The sequence below is a fragment of the Paracoccus sp. UBA5162 genome (assembly GCF_002413585.1).
Lineage (GTDB): Bacteria > Pseudomonadota > Alphaproteobacteria > Rhodobacterales > Rhodobacteraceae > Paracoccus.
On record NZ_DHXG01000086.1, the window covers coordinates 6,460 to 30,839 of the forward strand.

A 24,380-nucleotide genomic window follows, 5' to 3' on the forward strand; every position below is an offset into this window, starting at 1 on the left:
TCGGCGCCGGCATCCTGAAAGGCGCGGGCCTGCGCTGCCGGATCGCTGCCGAAGACGGTCGCGGCCTGCATGTCTCCGCGCAGCAGGCGCACGCATTGGCCGTCCTTCAGGTCGATGGCGGGATAGAGGATCATGGCTGGCCCTTCGGTCTGTCCTTCGCCCGCCCTTTGCCATGACCCGAGGGCAAGGGAAAGCCCCGGTCCCAACGTCACGCTTGCCCGGAACCTGACCGGGCGGCACTGTAGCCCCGACAGCATCCCTTGGGAGGAGAAACGATGCGCCCTGTGATCATTGCCGCCACGCTGGCCTTCGCCATGGCCGGCACCACCGCCAATGCCGACCCGATCGAGGGCGTCTGGCAGACCCAGCCCGACGAGGGCGCCTTTGCCTATGTGACGATCAAGCCCTGCGGCGGCGCCTTCTGCGGCGATATCAGCCGCACCTTCAAGGACAAGGCCGAATACAGATCGCCCAATCTCGGCCGCCGGATCGTCATCGACATGGCCCCGCAGGGCGGCAACACCTACACCGGCAAGGTATGGCGGCCGGCCAATGACAAGATCTACCGCGGCAAGGCCAGCGTCTCGGGCGACAGGATGAGCCTGTCGGGCTGCGTCGCGGGCGGCCTGATCTGCAAATCGCAGACCTGGGTGCGGATCCGCTGATCGCACCGTTTCGGTCGCTTGGCAAAGAGAAACGCGGGCGGGGGGCAACCCTGTCCGCGCATCTGCGTTCGGTGAGGGAAGGGGATCTTGGAATCCTGGAACCGAAAGGAACGCGAAATGCCGATGGTCAATGCCAAGGACGGAACAGAGATCCATGTCAAGGACTGGGGTCAGGGCCGGCCGGTCGTGCTGATCCATGGCTGGCCGCTGAACGCGGATAGCTGGGAATACCAGGCCGTGAAACTGGCCGAGGCAGGTTTCCGCGTGATCAGCTATGACCGGCGCGGCTTTGGCCGCTCGGGCCAGCCCTGGGAGGGCTATGACTACGACGTGCTGTCGGACGATCTGGCGGCCGTGATCGAGACGCTTGGCCTGACTGACGCCGCCATCGTCGGCTTCTCGATGGGTGGGGGCGAAGTGGCGCGCTATTTCGGCCGCCATGGTGGAAAGGGCGTGTCGAAGGCGGTCTTCATCTCGTCCGTGGCGCCGGGAATGCTGAAATCCGACGACAATCCCGAGGGTGTCACCCGCGATGTCTTCGAGGGTATCCGCGAGGGGCTGCGTCAGGATCGTCCGGCATTTCTTGCCGAATTCTTCAAGGATTTCTATGGGCAGGACACCGAGACGGGAGGCGTCAGCGACGCGATCCTGGAATGGTCGCGCGACATGGCGATGATCGCCAGCCCGCGTGCCACGCTGGAATGCGTCAACGCTTTCGGGTTGACCGACTTTACCGCCGACGCCGCGCAGATCACGGTGCCGACGCTGGTGATCCACGGCACCGGCGACAAGACCGTTCCCATCGCGGCGACGGCGCGACGGATGGCGAAACTGGTTCCTCATGCGACGCTGATCGAATACGAAGGCGCCCCCCACGGGCTGACGGCGACCGAGCCCGACCGCGTGGTGCGCGATCTTCTGGATTTTCTCGGCTGACCGGACCGGTTCAGACCCTGTTGCGGTATCCCCTCGGCGACAGGACGGCGCGATCGGCAGGATCGCGGGTGCGCGACCGTTTCCGGGGTCTGCGGGCCTTCAGCCGGTCCGCCATTGTGACAGGCAGGGAATCTTGTCGCGGTCGCAGCGGTCGGCATATTTGCGCGCGATCTCCTGCACCTCGGTCAGCAGGCCGTCCTGCAGCCGGATCGGCTGCAGGCCCAGGCCCAGAAAGCGGTCGTTGGCGACGTGCAGATCGTTCTCGTCGGCCTCGTTGCGGGGGTTTTTCAGGAACGCCGTCTCGACCCCGGTCTGATCGGCGATCATGCGCGCCAGATCGCGAACGCGATGCGTCTCGGTCATCTGGTTGAGGATGCTGACCCGGTCGCCCGGTGCGGGCGGATTCAGCAGCGCCAGTTCAATGCAGCGGCAGGTGTCCTGAATATGGATGAAGGCGCGGGTCTGGCCGCCGGTGCCGTGGACCGTCAGCGGATATCCGATTGCCGCCTGCATCAGGAACCGGTTCAGCACCGTGCCGTAATCGCCGTCGTAGTCGAACCTGTTGATCAGCCGATCGTCGATGCGGGTTTCCTCGGTCTGGGTGCCCCAGACGATCCCCTGATGCAGATCGGTGATCCTGACGCCGTCGTTCTTGTTGTAGTAGAAGAAGAAAAGCTGATCCTGGGTCTTGGTCATGTGGTAGATGCTGCCCGGATTGGCGGGATAGAGGATTTCCTGGCGGTGCGGGCCGTTTTCGGTCTCGACCACCACGTCCAGATAGCCCTCGGGGATCTTCATGCCGGCGGTGCCGTAGCCGTAGACGCCCATCGTGCCCAGATGGACCAGATGGATGTCCTGGCCGCTTTCCACGATCGCGGCCAGCACGTCATTGGTCGCGTTCAGGTTGTTGTTGACCGTATAGCGCTTGTGCCAGCTGGATTTCATCGAATAGGGCGCGGCGCGCTGTTCGGCGAAATGGATCACCGCGTCGGGACGTTCGTCGCGCAGCAGCGTCAGCAGGCGATGATAGTGCTTGCCTACTGTAAAGTTCTCGACCCGGATCGCGCGGCCGGTCAGATCCCGCCAGGCGCGCACACGTTCGCCCAGCGGGCGGATCGGGGTCAGGCTTGCGACCTCGAGTTCGACATCGATCTTCCGGCGCGACAGGTTGTCGACGATGATGATGTCATGGCCGCGCGCGGACAGGTGCAGCGCTGTCGGCCAGCCGCAGAAACCGTCTCCGCCCAGAACGATGATCTTCATGGAAAACCCCTGTGCGATCGCCTCGCCCGCTTCTTAGACCGGGCAACCGGGCGATGCCATATGCCGCGGCCGCCCTGTCATCCGGCCGTCGCAAAACCGCCTATTTTCGTGCGCGGTGCGGCCTTGTGCTGTCCATGTTCTCGAGATGGGCGGCAATGGCGTCCTCGATGTCGTGGAAATAGGACAGCCTGCCATTTTCCAGAACCGCGCCGGCCTCGCACATGTTGCGCATCTGGCCCATGGAATGCGACACGACCAAAGCCCCCGCGCTGGCCATCCGGGCCGCGAAGACCCGCATCGACTTGGCCTTGAAGGCGGCGTCGCCCGGGGCCGAGACCTCGTCGACAAGATAGGTGTCGAAGGGCACCGCCATTGACATGCCAAAGGCCAGCCGCGCCCTCATGCCCGAGGAATAGGTCCGGATCGGCAGATGGAAATGTTCGCCCAGTTCGGCGAAATCCTCGACGAAGGCGCTCATTTCCTCGGTATCGACGCCATAGACGCGGGCCACGAAGCGGGTGTTCTGCTCGCCCGTCAGTTCCTTGTTGAAGGACCCGGTAAAGCCGACCGGCCAGCTGATCCTGCCATTGGAAAGGATCCGCCCCGAGGTGGGCAGCATCGCCCCCGAGATCATCCGCAGCAACGAGGATTTGCCGGCTCCGTTCCGCCCCAGCAACCCGACCGAGACGCCGGTTGGAAAGGTGGCGTTGATCCGGTCCGCGACAGTCTTGTTGCGGCCGTCCAGAGAATAGATCTTGGTCAGGTTCTCCAGCCGGATCATCGCCGGTCGCGCAGGCTGTAATAGATCAGCACGCCGATGACCCAGAGCAGCATCAGGAACCCGCCCAGGATCAGCAGCAGCTTGGCGCGTTCGGGATATTCCGCCTCTTGCGCCAGCGTCGGTTTCACATAGGCTGCCAGGTATCGCGATTGCCGGTTCGCCTCGGCGCGGGCGGTGTCATAGGCGGCCAGCGCGGCGGTATAGGTCTGTTCGGCGAATTGCCGGTCTATCGACAGCGATTCATATTGCCCCACGATATCGGACAGAACCTCGCCCGATTCGCTGTCCGAGCCGAATTTCCGGCGCTCGGCGTCGATCTGGTCGCGGATGACGTTGATGCGAAGCTGGGTCTGCTCGATCCGGGGATCGTTCGCCTGCGCATTGGCTTGCAGCATCCCCAGCGAGACCAGTTCTTCGGCCAGTTGTTGGTTCAGCGAGGTCACGACACCGACCTGGCCCTGCACATCGGCCGAAGGATCGACCAGCTGGTGGCGGTTCCGGAATTCGCTGACCGCCTGCCGCGCCTGTTTCAGCCGCGCCAGCGCGTCATCCAGTTCGGTGCGGGCATAGCGCAGCGAATCCTCGCGGGCGACATCGTTCAACTGGTTGATCAGCAGCGTTCCCTCATCAAGGATGGCCTGCGCGATCTGGCGGGAATCGGTGGGATCGAAAGACAGCACCCGCAGGTCGATCATGCCATTGTCGTAATAGACGCGGACCTTGCGTTCCCATTCGGCCAGCAGCGATTCCAGCGAATCGTTGCCACGAAAGCTGAAGACCGGATCGCCCTCGGGCTTGGACCAGATCGCGCGCAAATCCATGCGCTTGTTGACCCGCTCGACCAGGTCGCGGCTCTGGATGAACTTGTAGAGGATGTCGGTATCGCTGCCCGAAGAACTGGTCGCGCCGATCAGCGATCCCAGACCGCCCAGCAATTCGGACCCGGTCGGCCCGCTTTCGCTGCGCACCGAGAAACCCACGAACGAGGCGAATTGATCCGCCGCGCGGGCATAGAGATACCAGCCGCTGACCGCGACCGGAGCCACCACCAGCAGGACAAAGCTCAGCGCGATGGCCAGATGACGGGCCTTGGGCCGGGCAAGCCCGGCAACCGGGCGCACCGGTTGCTGCGGCCGCGCCTTCTGTTCGGCTGCGCGGCGCTGCTGCATGATCTGCTGGCGCCGGGCACGCTGGGCAGCGGTCAGGGGCTGCGCCGGTTTGCCGGTCGCGGCGCCCGCTTGCGCGCCGCCGCCACCCTGGCGCCTGGCCGATGCCGGGTCCTGACCTGCCGCGGCGCGGCCCCCCTGCGCGGCAGCGGGCGCCGCTGCCTTCGGATCACCATCGGCGGCGGCAGCCGTGCCGGACGTATCGGCGGGCCGCTGATGGTCGGCTCCGCGCTGCAGGAAGGCGGGCCTGTCGCCGTCCTCTGCCTGCGCCGAGGGGGGCTCGACCGGCTGGCCGGATCGCGGGGTCTTTTCTGGGGCGGACATGGCTGCTCACTCCCGCCTGTCGGTTGAACTGTCGCCGGGTGTCATACATAAAGAGACCGCGCTATGCCAGCGCCGATCCTGTTGCGGGATCGTCTTCTCCAACGGCAGCGAGCCGCAGGCCATGGCCAAGATTTTCTTTCCGCGAAGCAAGGACGCAGCGGGGCGTGGCCCCGGCGGCCTGCGCGAGGTGCACAGACAGCGCCGCTTCGCCAGCCTGCGCGCCATCATGGCGCTGGTGCTGCGCGAGATGGCCAATTCCTATGGCAGTTCGCCCGGCGGCTATCTGTGGGCCATCGCCGAGCCTGTCGGCGGCATCATGCTGCTGACGCTGATCTTCTCGCTGGGGTTCCGGACGCCGCCGATGGGAACCAATTTCGCGATCTTCTACGCCACCGGCGTGATCCCCTTCATCGGCTTCCTCTCGGTCTCGGGCCGGATCGCGCAGTCGATCAAGTCCTCGCGTGCGCTTCTGGATTATCCGGCCGTGACCTTCATGGACGCGCTGCTGGCCAAGGTGTTCTTCAATGTCATCACGCAGTTGCTGGTCGCCTATATCGTCTTCAGCTTCATCGTGACGACGCAAGAGACCCGCACCGATCCACAGGTCATCGGGATCGCGCTGGCCTTCCTTATGGTCTTCACGATCGCCATCGGAGTGGGCACGGTGAACTGCTTCCTGTTCACGGCCTTTCCGTGGTGGCAACAGATCTGGTCCATCGTCACCCGGCCGCTGTTCCTGCTGTCGGCCATCTTCTTCATCTATGACGATGTGCCGGACGCGATGCAGAAATGGATCTGGTACAATCCGCTGGTCCATGTCGTCGGCCAGATGCGGCGTTCTTTCTACCCGTCCTATCCGGGCGACTACATCAGTTATCTCTATGTGTTCGGAGTCGGCCTGGTCCTGATTCTGGTCGGTCTGGCATTTCTGCAACGCTATCACCGCGATCTGATCAACAGTTGACGGCACAGGCCTGACCAGGGCCGACTGCCAGCCGCGGAGGGTCCGCGGCGGAAAGGCCGCCTGCGCCGCGCGCCTCAGCCGCGCGGGTCGATCAGCCGGGCCAGCACGCCGTCTCGGGTGACGCAGCCGCCACCCTCGACCGGCAGCGCGGTCGTCTGCGCCAGCAGATTCATCACGTCGCGCACCGGCATGTCGCGCGGCACCGGCGTGCCCTGGGCCTCGCCCGGCTGCGCCACGTCCGATGCGGTCAGCACGCCCAGCGGGTTCATGTGCGCCACGAAATCGGCCACATAATCGTTGACCGGGTTGGCGATGATCTCGCGCGCGGTGCCGATCTGGACGATGCGGCCGCCCTCCATCAGCGCGATCCGGTTGCCCAGCTTGAAGGCCTCGTCCAGATCATGGCTGACGAAGATGATGGTGCGCTGCGTCTTGGCCTGCAATTCCAGCAATTCATCCTGCAACCGCGCCCGGATCAGCGGATCCAGTGCGCTGAAAGGCTCGTCCATCAGCAGGATCGGCGCATCGGTGGCGAAGGCGCGGGCCAGACCCACGCGCTGCTGCATTCCACCCGACAATTCGCCCACCTTGCGGTCGGCCCAGTCCGAAAGACCCACGGTTTCAAGCTGTCGGTCCACCTTGTCCCGGCGCTGCTTGACGGACATGCCGGCCAGTTCCAGCCCCAGCCCGACATTCTCGCGCACGGTGCGCCAGGGCAGCAGGCCGAATTGCTGAAACACCATCGCGACATGGCGCAGCCGGATATCGCGCAAGGACCGTCGCCCCGCGCCGGTGACCGAGATCATGCCCGACCCGTCCCAGACCCGGACCTCGCCGCGGCAGACATGGTTCAAGGCATTGACCGCGCGCAGCAGGGTGGATTTGCCCGAACCCGACAGCCCCATCAGCACCAGAATCTCGCCCTGGCGGACATTCACGCTGCAATCGTGCACGCCCAGAACCTGCCCGGTCTTTTCCTTGATCGGGCCACGGTCCTGCCCCTCATCCATCAGCGGCAGGGCGGCTTCCGGCCTGTCGCCGAAGACGATGCTGACCTTGTCGAATTCGACGGCATTCGGTGTCTCGTCGGTCATTTCCGCCCCTCCATGCGCAGCATCCGGTCCAGCAGGATCGCGACGACCACGATCACGAAGCCCGATTCGAAACCCAGCGACGTATTGACGCTGTTCAGCGCCCTGACCACCGGCACGCCCAGCCCCGATGCGCCCACCAGAGCCGCGATCACCACCATCGACAGCGACAGCATGATGGTCTGGTTCAGTCCCGCCATGATCTGGGGCAGGGCGCTTGGCAGTTCCACCTTCCACAGAAGTTGCCGGTTGGTGGCCCCGAAGGCCCGCGCGGCCTCGATCAGCGAATCCGGGGTCGAACTGATGCCAAGCTGGGTCAACCGGATCGGCGCGGGCAGCACGAAGATGACGGTGGCCAGAAGGCCCGGCACCATGCCGATGCCGAAAAAGACGATGGCCGGGATCAGGTAGACGAAGGTCGGCAGCGTCTGCATCAGATCGAGAACCGGGCGCATCCATGAATACAGCCGCGGCCGATGCGCGGCGGCGATGCCGATGGGCACGCCGATCGCCATGCAGACGATGCAGGCCGCCAGAACCAGCGTCAGCGATTGCTGCATCTCGTTCCAGTAACCCTGGTTGAGGATGAACAGCAGCCCAAGCGCGACCAGAAGGCAGGTCTTCCAGTTGCGTTGCAACGCAAAGGTCAACGCGACGGCGATGGCGATGAAGGCGAAGGGAGAGGGAAATTCCAGCCCGGCCAGGATGCGCCCGATCAGCCAGTCCATCGCGGCGGACAGCGCGTTGAACAGCCAGGCGGCATTGGCGTTCAGCCAGTCGAAGACGGCCTTGGCCGTGGCCCCGACCGGGATCTTGTTGTCTGTCACCAGTCCTGTCAGCCAATCCATCAATGGTTCCCTCGTTTCGGCGCGCCTGTCTGGCGGCATGGCCCCGCGCCGGTTCCGGCATGGCGCCCCGCCGCCTCGGGCAAGGCGGCGGGGCCGTTCACTGTTGTTGCGCGGCTCAGCCCTGAAGCGCCGCGTCCAGCGCCGCCTGCGCGTCGTTGCCGTCCACCGTGGTCACGCCGTCCAGCCAGGGCTTTGCGGCATCGGGATTGGCTTGCAGCCATTCCTTCGCGGCAGCCATCGGGTCCTGTCCGTCGTTCAGGATCTTGCCCATGACCTCGTTTTCCATCGGCAGGGTGAATTCCAGGTTCTCCAGGAACTTGCCGACATTGGGACATTCGCTGACATAGCCTGCGCGCGTGTTCGTGCGCACCTCGGCGCCGCCGAAATCGGGGCCGAACACGTCGTCGCCGCCCGACAGATAGGTCATCTTGAACTGGGCGTTCATCGGATGCGGCTCCCATCCCAGAAAGACAATAGGCTTGCCGGCATTCACCGCGCGCCCGACCTGGGCCAGCATTCCCTGTTCGCTGGATTCGACCACCTCGAACGTGCCCAGGCCGAACTTGTCATTGGCCACCATTTCCAGAAGCAGCCGATTGCCGTCATTGCCGGGCTCGATGCCATAGATCTTGCCGTCCAGCGCGTCCTTCTGCCCGGCGATCTTGCTGAAATCGTCGATGCCCAGATCGGCACCGGCCTGGTTCGTGGCCAGGGTGTATTTGGCGCCGGTCAGGTTGGTGCGCACCGTATCCACCGTGCCCGCATCGCGATAGGGGGCGATGTCGGCCTCCATCGTTGGCATCCAGTTGCCCAGGAAAATATCCACATCATCGGTCGACAGCGCGGTATAGGTCACCGGCACCGACAGGATCTTGGTCTCGGTATCATAGCCGATCGCCTGCAGCACGGTCGAGGCCAGCGCCGTCGTCGCGGTGATGTCGGTCCAGCCCACATCCGAGAAGGTCACCTTCCGGCACTGGCCGGATTCCTGCGCATAGGCGGTCCCGCTGCTCAGCGCGGTGCCAAGCGCCAGCGCGGCTGCGATGAATGTCTGATTCATGTCTGACTCCCTGTTCTTGATTGACCAGTCAATTAAAGGTGGGTTAGACACGAAAAGCAACCGGAATTCCAGCCCGTCAGGTCCGTTCATGCCCAAACTCGGCGCCGAGCCTATCCGAAAAGCCGCGTTAATCAACGCCACGATCTTCGAGGTCGGGCGCGCGGGCTCGCTGGACGTGACCGTGGCCCAGATCGCGCGCCGGGCCGGCATGTCGCCGGCCCTGGCACATCACTATTTCGGCTCGAAGGACCAACTGTTCCTGCAAGCGATGCGCTATATCTTGCGGGTTTATGGCAATTCGGTGCTTGAATCGCTGCCCGGACGCGGGCGGCGCGGGCGGCTGGACGCGATCGTCGAGGCCAGTTTCGCGCCGCAGAATTTCCAGCGCGAGACGATCAGCGCATGGCTGAATTTCTATGTCCTGTCGTTGACGGACGCTCAGGCCGCGCGGCTCTTGCGGGTCTATCACAGACGGTTGCAGTCGAACCTGGTCGTGGCCTTGCGCGGGCTCAGCGACCAGCCGCACCAGACCGCCCGCACCGTCGGCGCGCTGATCGACGGAGTCTATCTGCGCGCGGTGCTGACGCCGGGCCCAACCGATCCCGTCGCGGCGCTGAAAACCATCAAGGATTATCTGGAAGAGGCCCTGTCATGAGCCACATTGCCCAACCCGAAGCCAGCCTTTTCATCGCCGGACGCCCGGTCGAGGGCGAGGGCGCGGTTCTGCCCGTCCTCTATCCCTATACCGGCGAGGAAATCGCCTCGCTGCGCGAAGCCAGCCCGGCACAAGTCGCCGATGCCTGTCGCGCGGCGGCGGGGGCGCAGCCCGCATGGGCCGCCCTGGCGCCGGTCGAACGCGGCCGCGTCCTGATCCGTGCGGCCGCCATCATCCGAGACCGCAACGCGGATCTGTCGCGGCTGGAGACGCTGGATACCGGAAAGCCGATTCAGGAAACGCTGGTCGCCGATTGGGAATCGGGGGCGGCGGCGCTGGAATTCTTCGGTGGGCTGGCGGCCGGCCTGACCGGCCAGATGATCCCGCTGGGCCGCGACTGGGCCTATACGCGACGCGAGGCGCTTGGCGTCTGCGCCGGCATCGGTGCCTGGAACTATCCCAGCCAGATCGCCTGCTGGAAGGCGGCGCCGGCGCTGGTCATGGGCAATGCCATGGTCTTCAAACCGTCCGAAGAAACTCCGCTAGGCGCCTTGAAACTGGCCGAGATTCTGGCCGAGGCCGGTTTGCCCGCAGGGATCTTCAGCGTGGTTCAGGGCGGCGGTCAGGTTGGCGCGGCGCTGGTGGGCGACCCGCATGTCGCCAAGGTCTCGCTGACCGGATCGGTCCCCACCGGGCGGCGCGTCTATGCAGCGGCGGCCGAGGGAATGCGCCATGTCACGATGGAGCTGGGCGGCAAGTCGCCGCTGATCGTCTTTGACGATGCCGATCTGGAAGACGCGGTCGGCGCCGCCGTGCTGGCAAACTTCTATTCGTCGGGCCAGATCTGCTCCAACGGCACCCGCGTGTTCCTGCAGGAAGGCATCCGCGAGGCGTTTCTGGATCGCCTGTCCCAGCGTTTGGGCGAGGTGAAGATGGGCGATCCGCTTGATCCCGAAACCCAGCATGGGCCCATCGTCAGTCCCGCCCAGGCCGGAAAGATCCGCGCCATGATCGCGCAGGGGCAGGCCGCCGGGGCGCGGATCCTGTGCGGCGGGCCGGGCGAGGGCGCCTTTGTTCCGCCCACCGTCTTCACCGATGCCTCCGACGACATGGTGATCGCGCGCGACGAAATCTTCGGCCCGGTCATGACCACGCTGTCCTTCCGCGACGAGGACGAGGTGATCGGCCGCGCCAATGATACCGGGTTCGGGCTTGCCGCAGGCGTCTTCACACGGGATCTGGCGCGCGGCCACCGGGTCGCTGCGGCGCTGGAAGCCGGCACCTGCTGGATCAACGCCTATAATCTGACGCCGGTCGAAATGCCTTTCGGTGGCGTGAAACTGTCCGGTCTGGGGCGCGAGAATTCCGCCGCCGCGATCGAACACTACTCGCAACTGAAGTCCGTCTATGTGGGTATGGGCGGGGTCGAGGCGCCCTATTGAAATGAAATCCTGACAAGGGGTTATAAACGATGTCTCAACCGGATTATGTCATTGTCGGAGCGGGAAGCGCAGGCTGCGCGCTGGCCTACCGTCTGACCGAGGCCGGCCGGACCGTCGCTCTGATCGAATTCGGCGGCAGCGATTTCGGGATCTTCATCCAGATGCCGGGCGCGCTGTCCTATCCGATGAACATGCCCCGCTATGACTGGGGCTTCTCCAGCGCCCCCGAGGACCATCTGGGCGGCCGCCGCCTTGCCACTCCGCGCGGCAAGGTGCTGGGCGGATCGTCCTCGATCAACGGCATGGTCTTCGTGCGCGGCAACCGCAAGGATTTCGACCATTGGGCCGATCAGGGCGCGACCGGATGGGGCTATGCCGATGTGCTGCCCTACTTCAAGCGCATGGAAAACTGGCACGGCGGCGACAGCCCGCTGCGCGGCACGGACGGGCCCCTGCACGTGACGCGCGGCAAGCGCCGCAATCCGCTGTTCAATGCCTTCATCGAGGCCGGCCAGCAGGCCGGATGGCCCTATACGCCCGACTACAACGGCGAAAATCAGGAGGGTTTCGGCCCCATGGAGGCGACGATCTGGCGGGGACGTCGCTGGTCCGCCGCCAACGCCTATCTGCGCCCGGCGCTGAAGTCGGGCAAACTGAGGGTCATCCGGGCGCTTGCGCGGCGCGTCATCTTTGTCGGCAACCGCGCCACCGGGGTCGAAATCCAGCGCAAGGGCAGGATCGAGACGGTCGGTGCGGGCCGCGAGGTGATCCTGTCGGCCAGTTCGATCAACACGCCGAAACTGCTGATGCTGTCGGGGATCGGCCCGGCCGATCACCTGCGCGAACACGAAATCAGGGTCCGCGCGGATCGTCCCGGCGTCGGCGCAAATCTGCAGGATCACCTTGAAATATATATGCAATACAAGGCATTGAAGCCGGTCAGCCTGTATACCTACTACAACCTTCTGGGCAAAAGCCGGGTCGGGATCGAATGGCTCCTGCAAAAGACGGGTCTGGGCGCGTCGAACCAGTTCGAAAGCTGCGGCTTCATCTGCTCGGGCGAGGGTGTCGATTATCCCGACATCCAGTATCACTTTCTGCCGCTGGCCGTGCGCTATGACGGCAAGGCGGCGGCCAGCGGTCATGGCTTTCAGGCCCATGTCGGGCCGATGCGGTCGAAATCGCGCGGCTCTGTCAGGCTGGACTCGTCCGATCCCGAAAAGCCCCCTGTAATTCACTTCAATTACATGTCGCATCCAGATGACTGGAAAGAGTTTCGCGCCTGCGTGCGCCTGACTCGCAGGATCTTCGATCAACCCGCTTTCAAGGAATATCGCGGTGATGAAATCCAGCCCGGCGGCGAGGTCGTGACCGATGCCCAGATCGACGCCTTCATTCGTGAGCACGCGGAATCGGCCTATCACCCCTGCGGGACTGCAAGGATCGGCCAGCCGGGCGACCCCGAGGCCGTGGTCGATCCGGAACTGCGCGTGATCGGGGTCGAAGGGCTGCGCGTGGCCGATTCCTCGGTCTTTCCGCGTATCACCAACGGAAACCTGAACGCCCCCTCGATCATGACGGGCGAGAAGGCGGCCGATCACATCCTGGGCCGGACGATGCTCCGGGCCTGAAGCGCGGGGGCGCTGCCCCCGTCGCCTGCGGCGACTCCCCCGAGGTATTTGGAAAGAGCGCGAGGGCGTGGAGATTTCCTTGCGGGATAGCATCCCGGCATCCAGTTTCAGGCGGACCAGAGCGGCGAACGGGCATGATGCCGGCATTTCTGCGATTTGCGGCAATCGTGAAGAATCCGGCCAGAAATGCGGGTAGAAGGCTGCATGAGCCCGCCAAAAGGCTAGAGCCGGGACGTGGCTCGCGGTAGAAGGCGCAAAACGAAAGATCGAGGCAGGCAGCAAATGCGACATTCCGTTCGCGGGCAGGTGGACCCGTTCATCGTCATGGACGTGATGGAGGCCGCCTCTCGCGCCGAGGCCGAGGGCCGCCACATCATTCATATGGAGGTCGGCCAGCCCGGCACCCCCGCCCCGCAAGGTGCCCGCAAGGCGCTGGCGCGCGCGCTGGACCAGCCGCTGGGCTATACCGGGGCATTGGGTCTGCCGCAATTGCGGCAGGGGATCGCGGGGCTTTACCGGCGCTGGTATGGTGTCGAACTGGATCCCGCGCGCGTGGTCGTCACCCCCGGCAGCAGCGGCGCCTTCATTCTGGCTTTTTCCGCGCTGTTCGATGCGGGCGACCGGGTGGCGATGGGGTATCCCGGCTATCCCTCGTATCGCCAGATCCTTCGAGCCATGTCGCTGGAACCCGTGGGCATCCCGACGCGGTCTGTCGACCGCTACCAGCCGCGGCCGCAGGAATTGCCACGGGCCGAGGGGCTGATCCTCGCCTCGCCGGGCAATCCGTCCGGAACGGTGCTGCGGCTGGACGAATTGCAGGCGCTGACCGACGCCGCCCGGGGGCGCGGCATGGCGGTCATCTCGGACGAGATCTATCACGGGTTGTCCTATGGTGACCGCTGCCATTCCGCGCTTGAAGTGACGGACGAGGTTTTCGTCGTAAATTCCTTCAGCAAATACTTTTCCATGACTGGATGGAGAATAGGCTGGATGGTCGTTCCCGACAGCCATCTGCGAATCGTCGAACGTTTGGCGCAGAACCTGTTCATCTGCCCGCCCCATGCGAGCCAGGTCGCGGCGCTTGCGGCGCTGGATTGCATCGACGAGGCCGAGGCCAATCTGGCCGTCTATTCCGAAAATCGCCGCTTGATGCTGGAGGCGCTGCCGAAGGCAGGCTTTGCCAGGATCGCACCGCCGGAGGGCGCCTTTTATGTCTATGCCGATGTCTCGGAACTGACCCCGGATTCGCGGGCCTTTGCGGCCGAGATTCTTGACAGGGCCGGTGTCGCGGCTACGCCGGGGCTGGATTTCGATCCCCAGCGGGGCGCGCGCACATTGCGCTTTTCCTATGCCCGCTCGACCGCGGACATTGCCGAGGGATTGCGGCGGCTGGAACGGTTCATGGCCCAAAGATGAGGGTTGCGGCGCTGATCCTTGCGCTGCTGCTGGGGTTGCTGGCCGAGGGTGCGGCGGCACAGGAACAACCGGCGCGGCCCGATCTGGGTGCATCGGCGCTGGTGCGGACGGGGCGCGGCTGGTGGGGCCGGCCACCGCCGCTGGAACTGCGCCTGACGCTGGACCGGGCGGTGCCCTATCGCGCCTATCTGGTTGCCGATCCGGCGCGGCTGATCGTCGATCTTGAGGGCGTCGATTTCAGCGGGCTTGACGCGGCGGATCTGTTCGGTGCCGACAATGTGCCCGCGATCCGCTGGGGCCGGTTCCGGCGCGGCTGGGGGCGGATCGTGGTGGAACTGCCCGGACCCTACCGGATCGAGAAGGCCGGTCAGGATACCCGCCGCCCCGCGCCCGAGATCCGCGTCTCGCTGTCACCGGTGAAGGAGGCCGATTTCGCGCCGCGCCCCTCGGCGACGACGGCGATGCAGAACCTGCCGCCCCCGGTCAAGCAGGACGCCATGCCGCCGAAACCCGCGCTGAAGGTGGTGCTGGATCCCGGCCATGGCGGTTTCGACCCGGGCGCCGAGGCTGGTGGAGAGACCGAGGCCGATCTTGTTCTCACCTTCGGACAGGAATTGCGCGACGCGCTGGAGGAACGCGGCATCGAGGTGGTGATGACGCGCGAAGATGACATATTCGTCCGGCTGGACAACCGTCCGACCATCGCGCGAACCGAGGCTGCGGATCTGTTCATCTCGCTTCATGCCGATGCCTTGCCCGAGGGGCAGGCGGCGGGGGCGACGATCTATGTCTGGAACCCGGCCTCGAATGCGCGCGCGGCCTCGCAACTGACGCTGCGCCATGACCGCGACGATCTGCTGACCGGGGTCGATCTGTCGGGACAGGATGATGCCCTGGCCGCCGCGATGATGGATTTCGCCCGCACCGATATTCAGCCCCGGTCGCAGGATTTCGCGCGCTGGCTGGCTTCGCGCATGGCGCTGATGGCGATCGGGCTGCACGCCGACCCGGTGCAGGGCGCGGCCTTTTCGGTGCTGAAATCGCCCGACATCCCGTCGGTCCTGCTGGAGCTTGGATTCATCTCGGATTCGACCGATCGGGCCAATCTGACCGATCCCGCCTGGCGGGCGGGCATGGTGCGGGCGCTGGCCCAGGCGGTCCAGGGCTGGGCGCGCGACCAGGCGACGCGCGCCCCGATGCTGCGACAATAGACCCACACAGCCCTGTGAGGCGGCGTTGTTGTTTTGACCCGTCCCCGCCGCACCGCTATAGACATCTCACCAAGTCGAGAGGCCTCGCTACCGTGCTGCGCGCCATCCTGTCCTTCTTCGGGGCGATCTTTTCCTGGATCACGACCGCGAGCTTCTTTGCGGCGCTGACCGTCGGTGGCATTTTCTGGGTCTATTCGCGCGATCTGCCCAGCTACGAGACGCTGGCCCAGTACAGCCCCAAGACCATCAGCCGGATCTATTCCGGCGAGGGACGTCTGATCGACGAATTCGCCGAGGAACGGCGCATCTTCGTGCCGGTCGAGGAAATCCCGGTTCTGGTGAAGGAGGCGTTCATCAGCGCCGAGGACAAGAATTTCTACGTCCATCCCGGCTACGACATTCGCGGCATCGTGGGAGCGGCATTCGAGGCCGCGCGCACCGGTGGACGCGAGTTGCGCGGTGCCTCGACCATCACCCAGCAGGTGATGAAGAATTTTCTGCTGTCCAGTGACCGCAGCGTCGAGAGGAAGGTGAAGGAGCTGATCCTCGCCTCGCGGCTGGAACGATCGTTGTCCAAGGACAAGATCCTGGAACTTTATCTGAACGAGATCTATCTGGGCCAGAACAGCTATGGCGTCGCCGCGGCCGCGCAGGTCTATTTCAACAAGTCGCTGACCGAACTGGCCCCGCATGAGGCGGCGATGCTGGCCGCGCTGCCGCAGGCACCCGGCCGCTATCATCCCGTGCGCCAGAAGGACCGGGTCACCGAACGCCGGAATTATGTCCTGCGCGAGATGTGGCAGAACGGCTATCTCGACGAGGCGACCTACCAGGCCGAGGCCAGGCTGCCGCTGAAATCGGTGCAGAACGGCGATTATCCCGATTTCCGCGAGCAAATGCCGACGCGCGACTATTTCACCGACGAGATTCGCCGCCAGTTGAGCCGCGAATTCGGCTATGACGAGTTTTTCGGCGGAGGTCTGACCATCCGCGCCACCGTCGATCCCAACCTGCAGGCCGCCGCCGCCGAGGCACTGCGCGAGGCGCTGGAGCAATATGATCGCGGACGTGGCCTGTGGCGTGGCACCGGCAAGACCATCCCCGAGGATCAGTTGCAGGACGAGGCGACCTGGCGCGGCGCGCTGTTCGCCACTCGTGTGCCGCGCGACATTCCCGGCTGGCGGCCCGCCGTCGTGCTGGAGGTGGGCGCCTCGGACGCGCGGATCGGCATCGAGGGCATCGAGGAGAATCAGGACGGCCACTGGATCGTTGCCAGGGACGTGCAATGGGCGCGCAAGCTGGATGGCGACAGCGGCAGGCCGGGACCGCGCGCGCAGGTCGCGGGCGATCTGGTTTCGGTGGGCGATGTGGTGCTGGTCAGGCCGATGGTCTCGGACAGTGACGGCAGCTTCCTCCGCTGGACCCTGCGACAGGTGCCCGAGATCGAGGGCGGGTTCATGGCGATGGATGTCAATACCGGTCGGGTCATGGCGATGCAGGGCGGATTTTCCTATCAATCTTCGGTATTCAACCGGGCGACCCAGGCGATGCGGCAGCCGGGATCCAGTTTCAAGCCATTCGTCTATGCCGCCGCGCTGGACAACAACTACACCCCCGCGACCATCGTTCTGGACGAACCGATCACGCTGAACACGCCCGAGGGCCTGTGGGAGCCCAAGAACGCGGGCGGGCGAAACTTCGGGCCGTCGCCGATGCGGACCGGGATCGAGCAATCGCGCAACCTGATGACGATCCGCATCGCCCAGGATATCGGCATGGACCGCGTCGCCGAATATGCCGAACGGTTCGGCGCCTATGACCGGCTGAAGCCCTTTCTCGCCAATGCCCTTGGCGCGCAGGAGACGACGCTGTTCCGCATGGTCGCGGCCTATGCGATGTTCGCCAATGGCGGCGAGCGGGTCGAACCGACGCTGGTGGACCGGGTTCAGGACCGGCGCGGACGCACGATCTATCGCCATGACCGGCGCGTCTGCGAGACCTGCAGCCGGGAAGTCTGGCCCGCCGGAGAGGGGCCGGTCATCTTATCGAACCGCGAAAGGGTGATGGACGCGGTTACCGCCTATCAGCTGACCTCGATGATGCAGGGCGTGGTCAAGCGTGGCTCGGGCAAGGGGGTGAACCTGCCGGTGCCGATCGCGGGCAAGACCGGCACGACCAACGACGCCAAGGACGTCTGGTTCATCGGCTTTTCCTCGAACATCGTCGCCGGCTGCTATCTGGGTTACGACCAGCCCCGCACGCTGGGCGCGAACGCTTTTGGCGGAACCCTGTGCGTGCCGGTCTTCAATGCCTTCATGCGGCAGGCCATCAAGGAATTCGGCGGCACCGATTTCAAGGTTCCCCCCGGCGGATACTGGGTAAAGATCGACCGCTTCACCGGGCAGCGCCTGCCCGATTCTGCCTCGGGCGACAACGTCATCGCCGAATATTTCCGCGACGGCACCGATCCCGACTGGCTGTCGCCGGTGGTGATTTCGGGATTTGGTGATGCGACGCCGGTTCTGCCGTGGGAGGCCGGATCAGGCTCGCGCGGCGCGACCTCCATCACCACCTCGACGGGCAAGCGCAAGGTCATTCCGCGAAGCACCGATTTCGGAACCATGTCCTCGGGCGGACTTTACTGAGACCGTCGCGCGCGTTGCGCAGACCCTGGGCCCGGCCGTCGCGCCGCGCCCGGACGCAGAGGCTGGGGCAGGGCAGGTTCATCCCAGGCATCCGGGATCGGCAACGAAAAAACCGCCGGGCGATGGCCCGGCGGTCTGGTCGGCTGTCAGAACAAGGGTTGGCGTCAGTCCGCCGTCAAAAGCGGAGTCCTCGATTTGCCGATTCGCGGCGCGTCGGGACCGGTGATGTCGAAGGCGGGCTTGTCGTCTTCGATCTTCACCCGCACCACGCCACCTTTCATCAGGCGTCCGAACAGCAATTCCTCGGCCAGAGGCTTCTTGATGTTCTCCTGAATCACCCGGCCCAGCGGACGCGCGCCCATCTGATCGTCATAGCCCTTTTCCGCCAGCCAGTCGGCGGCCTCAGGGGTCAGTTCGATATGGACGTTGCGGTCCATCAGTTGCGCTTCCAGTTGCAGCACGAACTTCTCGACCACATGGACCACGACCTCGCGCGACAGCGGCGCGAAGCTGATCACGGCGTCCAGACGGTTGCGGAATTCCGGCGTGAAGGTGCGCTCGATCGCCGCCGTATCCTCGCCTTCGCGCTTGTCGCGGCCAAAACCGATGGCGGCCTTCTGCATGTCCGCCGCACCGGCATTCGAGGTCATGATCAGGATCACGTTGCGGAAATCCACCTGCCGACCGTTATGGTCGGTCAGCTTGCCATGATCCATCACCTGCAACAGGATGTTGAAGACATCCGGATGCGCCTTCTCGATTTCGTCCAGCAGCAGCACCGAATGCGGATGCTGGTCGACCCCGTCGGTCAGCAGCCCGCCCTGGTCGAAACCGACATAACCCGGCGGCGCGCCAATCAGGCGGCTGACGGCGTGTTTCTCCATGTATTCAGACATGTCGAAACGCAGCAATTCGACGCCCAGGATCGATGCAAGCTGTTTGGCGACCTCGGTCTTGCCGACGCCGGTCGGCCCGGCAAACAAGTAGTTGCCGATCGGTTTTTCAGGTTCGCGCAGGCCGGCCCGCGCCAGCTTGATGGCCGAGGACAGCGCGCCGATGGCATCGTCCTGGCCAAAGACGACCCGCTTCAGCGTGGTTTCCAGATCGCGCAGAACCTCGGCATCGTCCTTGCTGACATTCTTCGGCGGGATGCGGGCTATCTTGGCCACGACGGCCTCGATCTCCTTGGGACTGATGGTCTTGCGCCGCCGGCTTTCGGCCACCAGATGCTGCGCCGCGCCGGCCTCGTCGATCACGTCGATGGCGCTGTCGGGCAACTTGCGGTCATTGATATAGCGGCTGGCCAGTTCGACCGCAGACCTGATCGCGTCGTTGGTATAGCGCAACTCGTGATGCTTTTCGAAATGCGGCTTCAGCCCCATCAGGATCTTGACGGCGTCCGACACCGAGGGCTCGTTCACGTCGATCTTCTGGAACCGGCGCGACAGCGCGCGGTCCTTCTCGAAATGCTGGCGGTATTCCTTGTAGGTGGTCGAACCCATGCAGCGCAGCTTGCCGCCCGCCAAAGCAGGTTTCAGCAAATTCGAGGCATCCATCGCCCCGCCCGAGGTTGCGCCGGCGCCGATCACCGTATGAATCTCGTCGATGAACAGGATGGCGTCGTCGTGGTCTTCCAGTTCCTTGACCACGGCCTTCAGCCTTTCCTCGAAATCGCCGCGATAGCGGGTGCCGGCCAGCAACGCGCCCATATCGAGCGAGAAGATCGTGGCGCCGGACAGAACCTCGGGCGTCTGGCCCTCGATGATCTTCTTGGCCAGGCCCTCGGCGATGGCGGTCTTGCCGACGCCCGGATCGCCCACCAGAAGCGGGTTGTTCTTGCGCCGCCGGCACAGGACCTGAATGCAACGTTCGACCTCGGGTTCGCGGCCGATCAGCGGATCGACGTCGCCCTTCTTCGATTTCGCGTTCAGATCGACGCAATATTTCGCCAGAGCCGTTTCGTCCCTGGCCTCCTGTGCCTTTTCGGCCTGCTTCTGCTCGACCGGCTCGTCCGAGCCTGCGACCTTGCGCGGTTCGCTGAACGAGGGGTTCTTGGCGACCCCATGGGCGATGAAGTTGACCGCGTCGTAACGGGTCATGTCCATTTCCTGCAAGAAGAAGGCCGCGTTGGATTCGCGTTCGGCGAAGATCGCCACCAGCACATTCGCACCCGTGACCTCTTGCCGGCCCGAGCTCTGGACATGAATCGCGGCGCGCTGGATCACGCGCTGGAAGGCAGCGGTCGGCACCGCCTCGGAACCTTCGATATCGGTGATCAGCGTCGAGAGATCATCCTCGATGAAGTCGATCAGCAACTTGCGCAGTTCTTCCAGATCGACGTTGCAGGCCCGCATGACCTTGACCGCCTCGGGTTCCTCGGTCAGCGCCAGCAACAGATGTTCCAGCGTTGCAAGTTCGTGGCGATGTTCATTGGCCAGCGCGAGGGCTTGATGAATGGCCTGTTCCAGGGAGGTCGAGAAACTTGGCACGGTCGTCTCCTGTCAGTCGGCTGGCGGTATGGGCGCATCGAAAGACCCACCTGCCCAGACTGTCACGATGCAGTTAATTTTTGGTGGATTTTGCGCGGCATCAAGAGGTTTTTCTCCAATATGCCGCGATTTTGCCTTGGGTGAGGCAGATGTGATGCCGCGGCGTGCGTTTTTCAAGACAAGACGCCCGCCGCCACGCCTCGGTTCCGGCCCGCTCAAAACGCGTCCTTCATCTTGCGCAGCCGCGCGAAGACCTCGCAATCCGAAGCGCCCTGCATGCCCAGCCCCCCGCGCAGCGCATCGACGCGCAGGAACGGATTGGTCGCGCGCTCTTCCTGAAGGGTGGCGGGCGAACAGGGCTGGCGGGCCTCGTCCACGGCGGTCAGGCGATCCTTCAACGCCTGGTTTTCAGGATCGACCGACAATGCGAAGGCGCCGTTCGCGGCGCAATAATCATGGCCCGAACAGATCAGCGTGTCGCCCGGCAGGGCGTTCAGCCGGGACAGACTGTCCCACATCGTCGGCGCATCGCCCTCGAACAGGCGTCCACAGCCAAGTGCCATCAGGCTGTCGGCGGTGAAGGCCAGTTTCGATTGCGGAAGGTGGAAGGCGACATGGCCGATCGTGTGACCCGAAACGTCGATGACCTCGACCGGTTCGCCCAGAATCTCCAGCGGCACGCCCGGCGTGGCACGGACATCCAGCGGCGGCAGGCGGCCGGCATCCGCAGCATGGCCGATGACCCTGGCGCCGGTCCGGGCCACGATCTCGGTCACGGCCTGAACGTGATCGTCGTGATGATGAGTCAGCAGGATGGCATCCAGTCCCCAGCCGCGCGCCTCAAGCTCGGTCAGCACCGGCATCGCCTCGGGCGCGTCGATCAGGGCGGTGCCGGCGGCGCCATGGACGAGATAGGCGTAGTTGTCGCGCAGGCAGCGCAAGGTGATCAGTTCCAGCGGCATTGGCAAATCCCTTCCTCTGTGCTGTGCTCAGCGTGACCGAAGCCGGGCCGGGGCGCAATGCATCACGACATCAACGATCTACGCCGGTTCTATTATCAACGGTCGCTGGGCCGGGTGGTGCAGCGGATCCTGCGCGACCGGCTGACGGACCGCTGGCCGCCGGAACGCTGCGCGGCGATGACCGTGGCTGGCTTTGGCTTCGCCGCGCCGATGCTTCGGCCCTATCTGGCCGGGGCGCGCCGGGTGATGGCGCTGATGCCGGGGCCGCAGGGTGTGATGGGTTGGCCCGCGGGGATGCCCAACCACAGCGTGCTGTGCGATGAGACCGCCTGGCCGGTCGAGACCGGCAGCATCGACCGGCTGGTGATGCTGCACGGACTGGAGACCAGCGACCATCCCGCCGCGCTGCTGGACGAAGCCTGGCGCGCGCTTGGGCCGGGTGGGCGGATGATGGTGATGGTGCCGAACCGGGCCGGGCTTTGGGCGGCGTCGGACGGCACACCCTTCGGGCTGGGCCGCAGCTATACGGCCGGGCAGATCGAATCGCAGACGCGCAAGTCCGGGTTCGTGGCGCATTGGCATGGATCGGCGGTCTATATTCCGCCCTCGGACCGGCGTTTCTGGCTGGGCAGCGCTCAGATGTGGGAACGCACCGGGGCCAGGATCAGCCGGGTTCTGATCGCCGGTGTGGTGCTGATCGAACTGGCCAAGCAGACCCGCGCGCCCGTCGGGCCGGGGCGGGCGATCCAGGTTCCCGGCCCGCGCGAGATCCTGGACGGCGTCGGGCTGCCACGGCCGGGACGGGCGGGCACGGCGCGACGGGGCGGCGTCCAGCGGGCCGGAATCGCAAGACGGCGATGAGGGCGGCCCCGGCAAGGACGCGCCGCAGGCGATCTCGATGGCCCATGGTTCTCGTGTGCATGGCGGTCGCTGCCGCGAGCCGGCCCATGCGACAGCCCGCCGCAGTCGGGGGCATGAGATTTCGCGCAGCGATGACCGATCCCGCGTGAACCGCATGACGGCGTGCCTGGCGTCGGGGTGACCGGCACCGCAATCAGGGCCGCGACACTCTCATTACCGTGTGCTTGGCGGTTGCCGCCCACGGAATCACCTGCTAGAGACACCGCAGATTCATGGGCGGCCCCAAGAGCCGCACCACCGCGACCCGCGCGCCCCGCGACTGACCGGAACCTTCCCGGCCCGCCAGCGGGGTTTGCGCAAACCTGAAGGATGACCGTGGCCAACTCTGTATCCATGTCCCAGAGCATCGCCGGACGCTATGCGCAGGCCGTCTTCGACATCGTGAAGGACGATGGAGGGCTGGACGATCTGGCCCGCCAGACGGATGACCTGATCGCCGCGCTGGACGACAGCGACGATCTGCGCAACCTGATCGCCTCTCCGATCTATACCCGCGATCAGCAATCGCGTGCGATCGCCGCGCTGGCCGACAAGATGGGGTTGTCTAAGACCCTGTCGAACACGCTGAAACTGATGGCGCAGAACCGCCGCCTGTTCGTGCTGCCGCAGCTTCTGGGCCAGTTGCAGCGGCTTATTGCCGTCGAACGCGGCGAGGTTACAGCCGATGTCACCAGCGCCGTCGCGCTGAGCGACGATCAGCAGAAACGGCTGCGCGACACGCTGGCCGAAAAATCCGGCAAGACCGTGAAACTGAACACTCGCGTCGATGAAAGCCTCATCGGCGGCATGATTGTCAAGCTGGGCTCGCAGATGGTCGATTCGTCGGTCCGCTCGAAGCTCGCCTCCCTCCAGAACGCTATGAAAGAGGTCGGATAATGGGAATCCAGGCTGCCGAGATTTCGGCCATCCTCAAGGATCAGATCAAGAATTTCGGTCAGGATGCCGAGGTGGCCGAGGTCGGCCAGGTGCTGTCGGTCGGTGACGGCATCGCCCGCGTTTACGGCCTCGACAAGGTGCAGGCCGGCGAGATGGTCGAGTTTCCCGGCGGTGTCCGGGGCATGGTGCTGAACCTTGAGACCGACAACGTGGGTGTCGTGATCTTCGGCGACGACCGCGACATCAAGGAAGGCGACACCGTCAAGCGCACGCGCTCGATCGTGGACGTTCCCGTCGGCAAGGCGCTGCTGGGCCGCGTGGTGGACGGCCTTGGCAACCCGATCGACGGCAAGGGCCCGATCGAGACCGATGCCCGCGCGGTTGCGGATGTGAAGGCGCCGGGGATCATGCCGCGCAAATCGGTGCACGAACCCATGGCCACGGGCCTGAAGGCCGTCGATGCGATGATTCCCATCGGCCGTGGCCAGCGCGAGCTGATCATCGGCGACCGGCAGACCGGCAAGACCGCCGTGGCGCTGGACGCGATCCTGAACCAGAAGAACTATAACGGCCGCGAAGGCGACGGCATGAAGACGCTGTATTGCGTCTATGTTGCCATCGGCCAGAAGCGTTCGACCGTCGCCCAGCTGGTGAAGAAGCTGGAAGAAACCGGCGCGATGGAATATTCGATCGTTGTCGCGGCGACCGCCTCGGATCCGGCGCCGATGCAGTTCCTGGCGCCCTATTCGGCAACCGCGATGGGCGAATATTTCCGCGACAACGGCATGGATGCGCTGATCATCTATGACGACCTGTCCAAACAGGCTGTGGCCTATCGCCAGATGTCGCTGCTGCTGCGCCGGCCGCCCGGCCGCGAAGCCTATCCGGGCGACGTCTTCTATCTGCATTCGCGCCTTCTGGAACGCTCGGCCAAGCTGAACGAGCAATATGGCGGCGGTTCGCTGACGGCGCTGCCGATCATCGAGACCCAGGGCGGCGACGTTTCGGCCTTCATCCCGACCAACGTGATCTCG

Annotated in this window: 21 protein-coding genes; 12 read left to right on the top strand and 9 right to left on the bottom strand. The window is 64.8% G+C overall.

Going from position 1 to position 24,380, the window contains the following annotated elements; all coding sequences use genetic code 11:
• Window positions 1–134: HisA/HisF-related TIM barrel protein (locus B4A72_RS14110; RefSeq protein WP_292978914.1), on the bottom strand; the 134-nt coding region annotated here is incomplete at its 3' end.
• A gap of 141 nt (window positions 135–275) precedes the next feature.
• On the opposite strand from B4A72_RS14110, the gene B4A72_RS14115 reads away from it, so the two are divergent.
• Window positions 276–665, top strand: a complete 390-nt coding sequence (locus B4A72_RS14115; protein WP_292955900.1) for a DUF2147 domain-containing protein — start codon at window positions 276–278, stop codon at window positions 663–665.
• A 117-nt stretch (window positions 666–782) separates the two neighbouring features.
• The gene (locus tag B4A72_RS14120) at window positions 783–1,601 is read left to right on the top strand and encodes an alpha/beta fold hydrolase (protein ID WP_292955903.1); all 819 of its coding nucleotides are present in this window, start codon (window positions 783–785) and stop codon (window positions 1,599–1,601) included.
• Window positions 1,602–1,700: 99 nt separating this feature from the next.
• On the opposite strand, the gene B4A72_RS14125 is transcribed toward B4A72_RS14120, so the two are convergent.
• The 3 genes from B4A72_RS14125 to B4A72_RS14135 all read right to left on the bottom strand — a co-directional run bounded on the left by B4A72_RS14125 (window position 1,701) and on the right by B4A72_RS14135 (window position 5,135).
• Window positions 1,701–2,864: an NAD-dependent epimerase/dehydratase family protein gene (locus B4A72_RS14125; RefSeq protein WP_292955906.1), complete on the bottom strand. Its 1,164-nt coding sequence runs from the start codon at window positions 2,862–2,864 to the stop codon at window positions 1,701–1,703.
• A 100-nt stretch (window positions 2,865–2,964) separates the two neighbouring features.
• A complete protein-coding gene (locus tag B4A72_RS14130; protein WP_292955909.1) occupies window positions 2,965–3,645 on the bottom strand; it encodes an ABC transporter ATP-binding protein in 681 nt (226 codons plus the stop codon).
• Complete coding sequence (locus tag B4A72_RS14135) at window positions 3,642–5,135, bottom strand: hypothetical protein (RefSeq protein WP_292955912.1); 1,494 nt, start codon at window positions 5,133–5,135, stop codon at window positions 3,642–3,644. The genes B4A72_RS14130 and B4A72_RS14135 overlap by 4 nt, the downstream gene beginning before the upstream one ends.
• Before the next feature lie 121 nt (window positions 5,136–5,256).
• Between B4A72_RS14135 and B4A72_RS14140 the strand changes: the two genes are divergently transcribed.
• Complete coding sequence (locus B4A72_RS14140) at window positions 5,257–6,099, top strand: ABC transporter permease (RefSeq protein ID WP_292955915.1); 843 nt, start codon at window positions 5,257–5,259, stop codon at window positions 6,097–6,099.
• Between the two features lie 74 nt (window positions 6,100–6,173).
• On the opposite strand, the gene choV is transcribed toward B4A72_RS14140, so the two are convergent.
• The 3 genes from choV to B4A72_RS14155 all read right to left on the bottom strand — a co-directional run bounded on the left by choV (window position 6,174) and on the right by B4A72_RS14155 (window position 9,098).
• The gene (gene choV / locus B4A72_RS14145) at window positions 6,174–7,193 is read right to left on the bottom strand and encodes a choline ABC transporter ATP-binding protein (RefSeq protein ID WP_292955918.1); all 1,020 of its coding nucleotides are present in this window, start codon (window positions 7,191–7,193) and stop codon (window positions 6,174–6,176) included.
• On the bottom strand, window positions 7,190–8,038 hold the full coding sequence (choW, locus tag B4A72_RS14150; RefSeq protein WP_292955921.1) for a choline ABC transporter permease subunit: 849 nt from the start codon (window positions 8,036–8,038) through the stop codon (window positions 7,190–7,192). Before choW ends, choV begins: the two co-directional genes overlap by 4 nt.
• Before the next feature lie 115 nt (window positions 8,039–8,153).
• A complete protein-coding gene (locus tag B4A72_RS14155; protein ID WP_292955924.1) occupies window positions 8,154–9,098 on the bottom strand; it encodes a choline ABC transporter substrate-binding protein in 945 nt (314 codons plus the stop codon).
• Window positions 9,099–9,186: 88 nt separating this feature from the next.
• On the opposite strand from B4A72_RS14155, the gene betI reads away from it, so the two are divergent.
• From betI to B4A72_RS14185, 6 genes are all read left to right on the top strand, one after another.
• The gene (gene betI, locus B4A72_RS14160) at window positions 9,187–9,753 is read left to right on the top strand and encodes a transcriptional regulator BetI (protein WP_292955927.1); all 567 of its coding nucleotides are present in this window, start codon (window positions 9,187–9,189) and stop codon (window positions 9,751–9,753) included.
• Window positions 9,750–11,195 carry a betaine-aldehyde dehydrogenase gene (betB, locus tag B4A72_RS14165; RefSeq protein ID WP_292955930.1) on the top strand — a complete coding sequence of 482 codons (1,446 nt, stop codon included), beginning with the start codon at window positions 9,750–9,752 and terminating at the stop codon, window positions 11,193–11,195. Before betI ends, betB begins: the two co-directional genes overlap by 4 nt.
• A gap of 29 nt (window positions 11,196–11,224) precedes the next feature.
• Window positions 11,225–12,826: a choline dehydrogenase gene (betA, locus tag B4A72_RS14170; protein WP_292955933.1), complete on the top strand. Its 1,602-nt coding sequence runs from the start codon at window positions 11,225–11,227 to the stop codon at window positions 12,824–12,826.
• Window positions 12,827–13,108: 282 nt separating this feature from the next.
• On the top strand, window positions 13,109–14,242 hold the full coding sequence (locus B4A72_RS14175) for a pyridoxal phosphate-dependent aminotransferase (RefSeq protein ID WP_292955936.1): 1,134 nt from the start codon (window positions 13,109–13,111) through the stop codon (window positions 14,240–14,242).
• Complete coding sequence (locus tag B4A72_RS14180; protein ID WP_292955939.1) at window positions 14,239–15,453, top strand: N-acetylmuramoyl-L-alanine amidase; 1,215 nt, start codon at window positions 14,239–14,241, stop codon at window positions 15,451–15,453. The genes B4A72_RS14175 and B4A72_RS14180 overlap by 4 nt, the downstream gene beginning before the upstream one ends.
• Before the next feature lie 92 nt (window positions 15,454–15,545).
• Window positions 15,546–18,098, top strand: coding sequence for a penicillin-binding protein 1A (locus tag B4A72_RS14185; RefSeq protein WP_292955942.1), 2,553 nt, complete (start codon window positions 15,546–15,548; stop codon window positions 18,096–18,098).
• Between the two features lie 164 nt (window positions 18,099–18,262).
• Here B4A72_RS14185 and clpA read toward each other — a convergent pair whose 3' ends face one another.
• Entirely contained in the window at window positions 18,263–20,587 is a 2,325-nt protein-coding gene (gene clpA, locus B4A72_RS14190) for an ATP-dependent Clp protease ATP-binding subunit ClpA (protein ID WP_292978902.1), read from the bottom strand.
• A 215-nt stretch (window positions 20,588–20,802) separates the two neighbouring features.
• The gene (gene gloB / locus B4A72_RS14195; RefSeq protein WP_292955951.1) at window positions 20,803–21,549 is read right to left on the bottom strand and encodes a hydroxyacylglutathione hydrolase; all 747 of its coding nucleotides are present in this window, start codon (window positions 21,547–21,549) and stop codon (window positions 20,803–20,805) included.
• A 57-nt stretch (window positions 21,550–21,606) separates the two neighbouring features.
• Here gloB and B4A72_RS14200 point away from each other — a divergent pair, with 57 nt between their 5' ends.
• The 3 genes from B4A72_RS14200 to atpA all read left to right on the top strand — a co-directional run.
• Window positions 21,607–22,410: a methyltransferase domain-containing protein gene (locus B4A72_RS14200; protein ID WP_292955954.1), complete on the top strand. Its 804-nt coding sequence runs from the start codon at window positions 21,607–21,609 to the stop codon at window positions 22,408–22,410.
• 375 nt (window positions 22,411–22,785) lie between these two features.
• Entirely contained in the window at window positions 22,786–23,346 is a 561-nt protein-coding gene (locus B4A72_RS14205) for a F0F1 ATP synthase subunit delta (protein WP_292955957.1), read from the top strand.
• Window positions 23,346–24,380 (top strand): F0F1 ATP synthase subunit alpha (gene atpA / locus B4A72_RS14210; protein WP_292978904.1); only part of this gene is annotated, 1,035 nt, incomplete at its 3' end. The genes B4A72_RS14205 and atpA, both read left to right, overlap by 1 nt.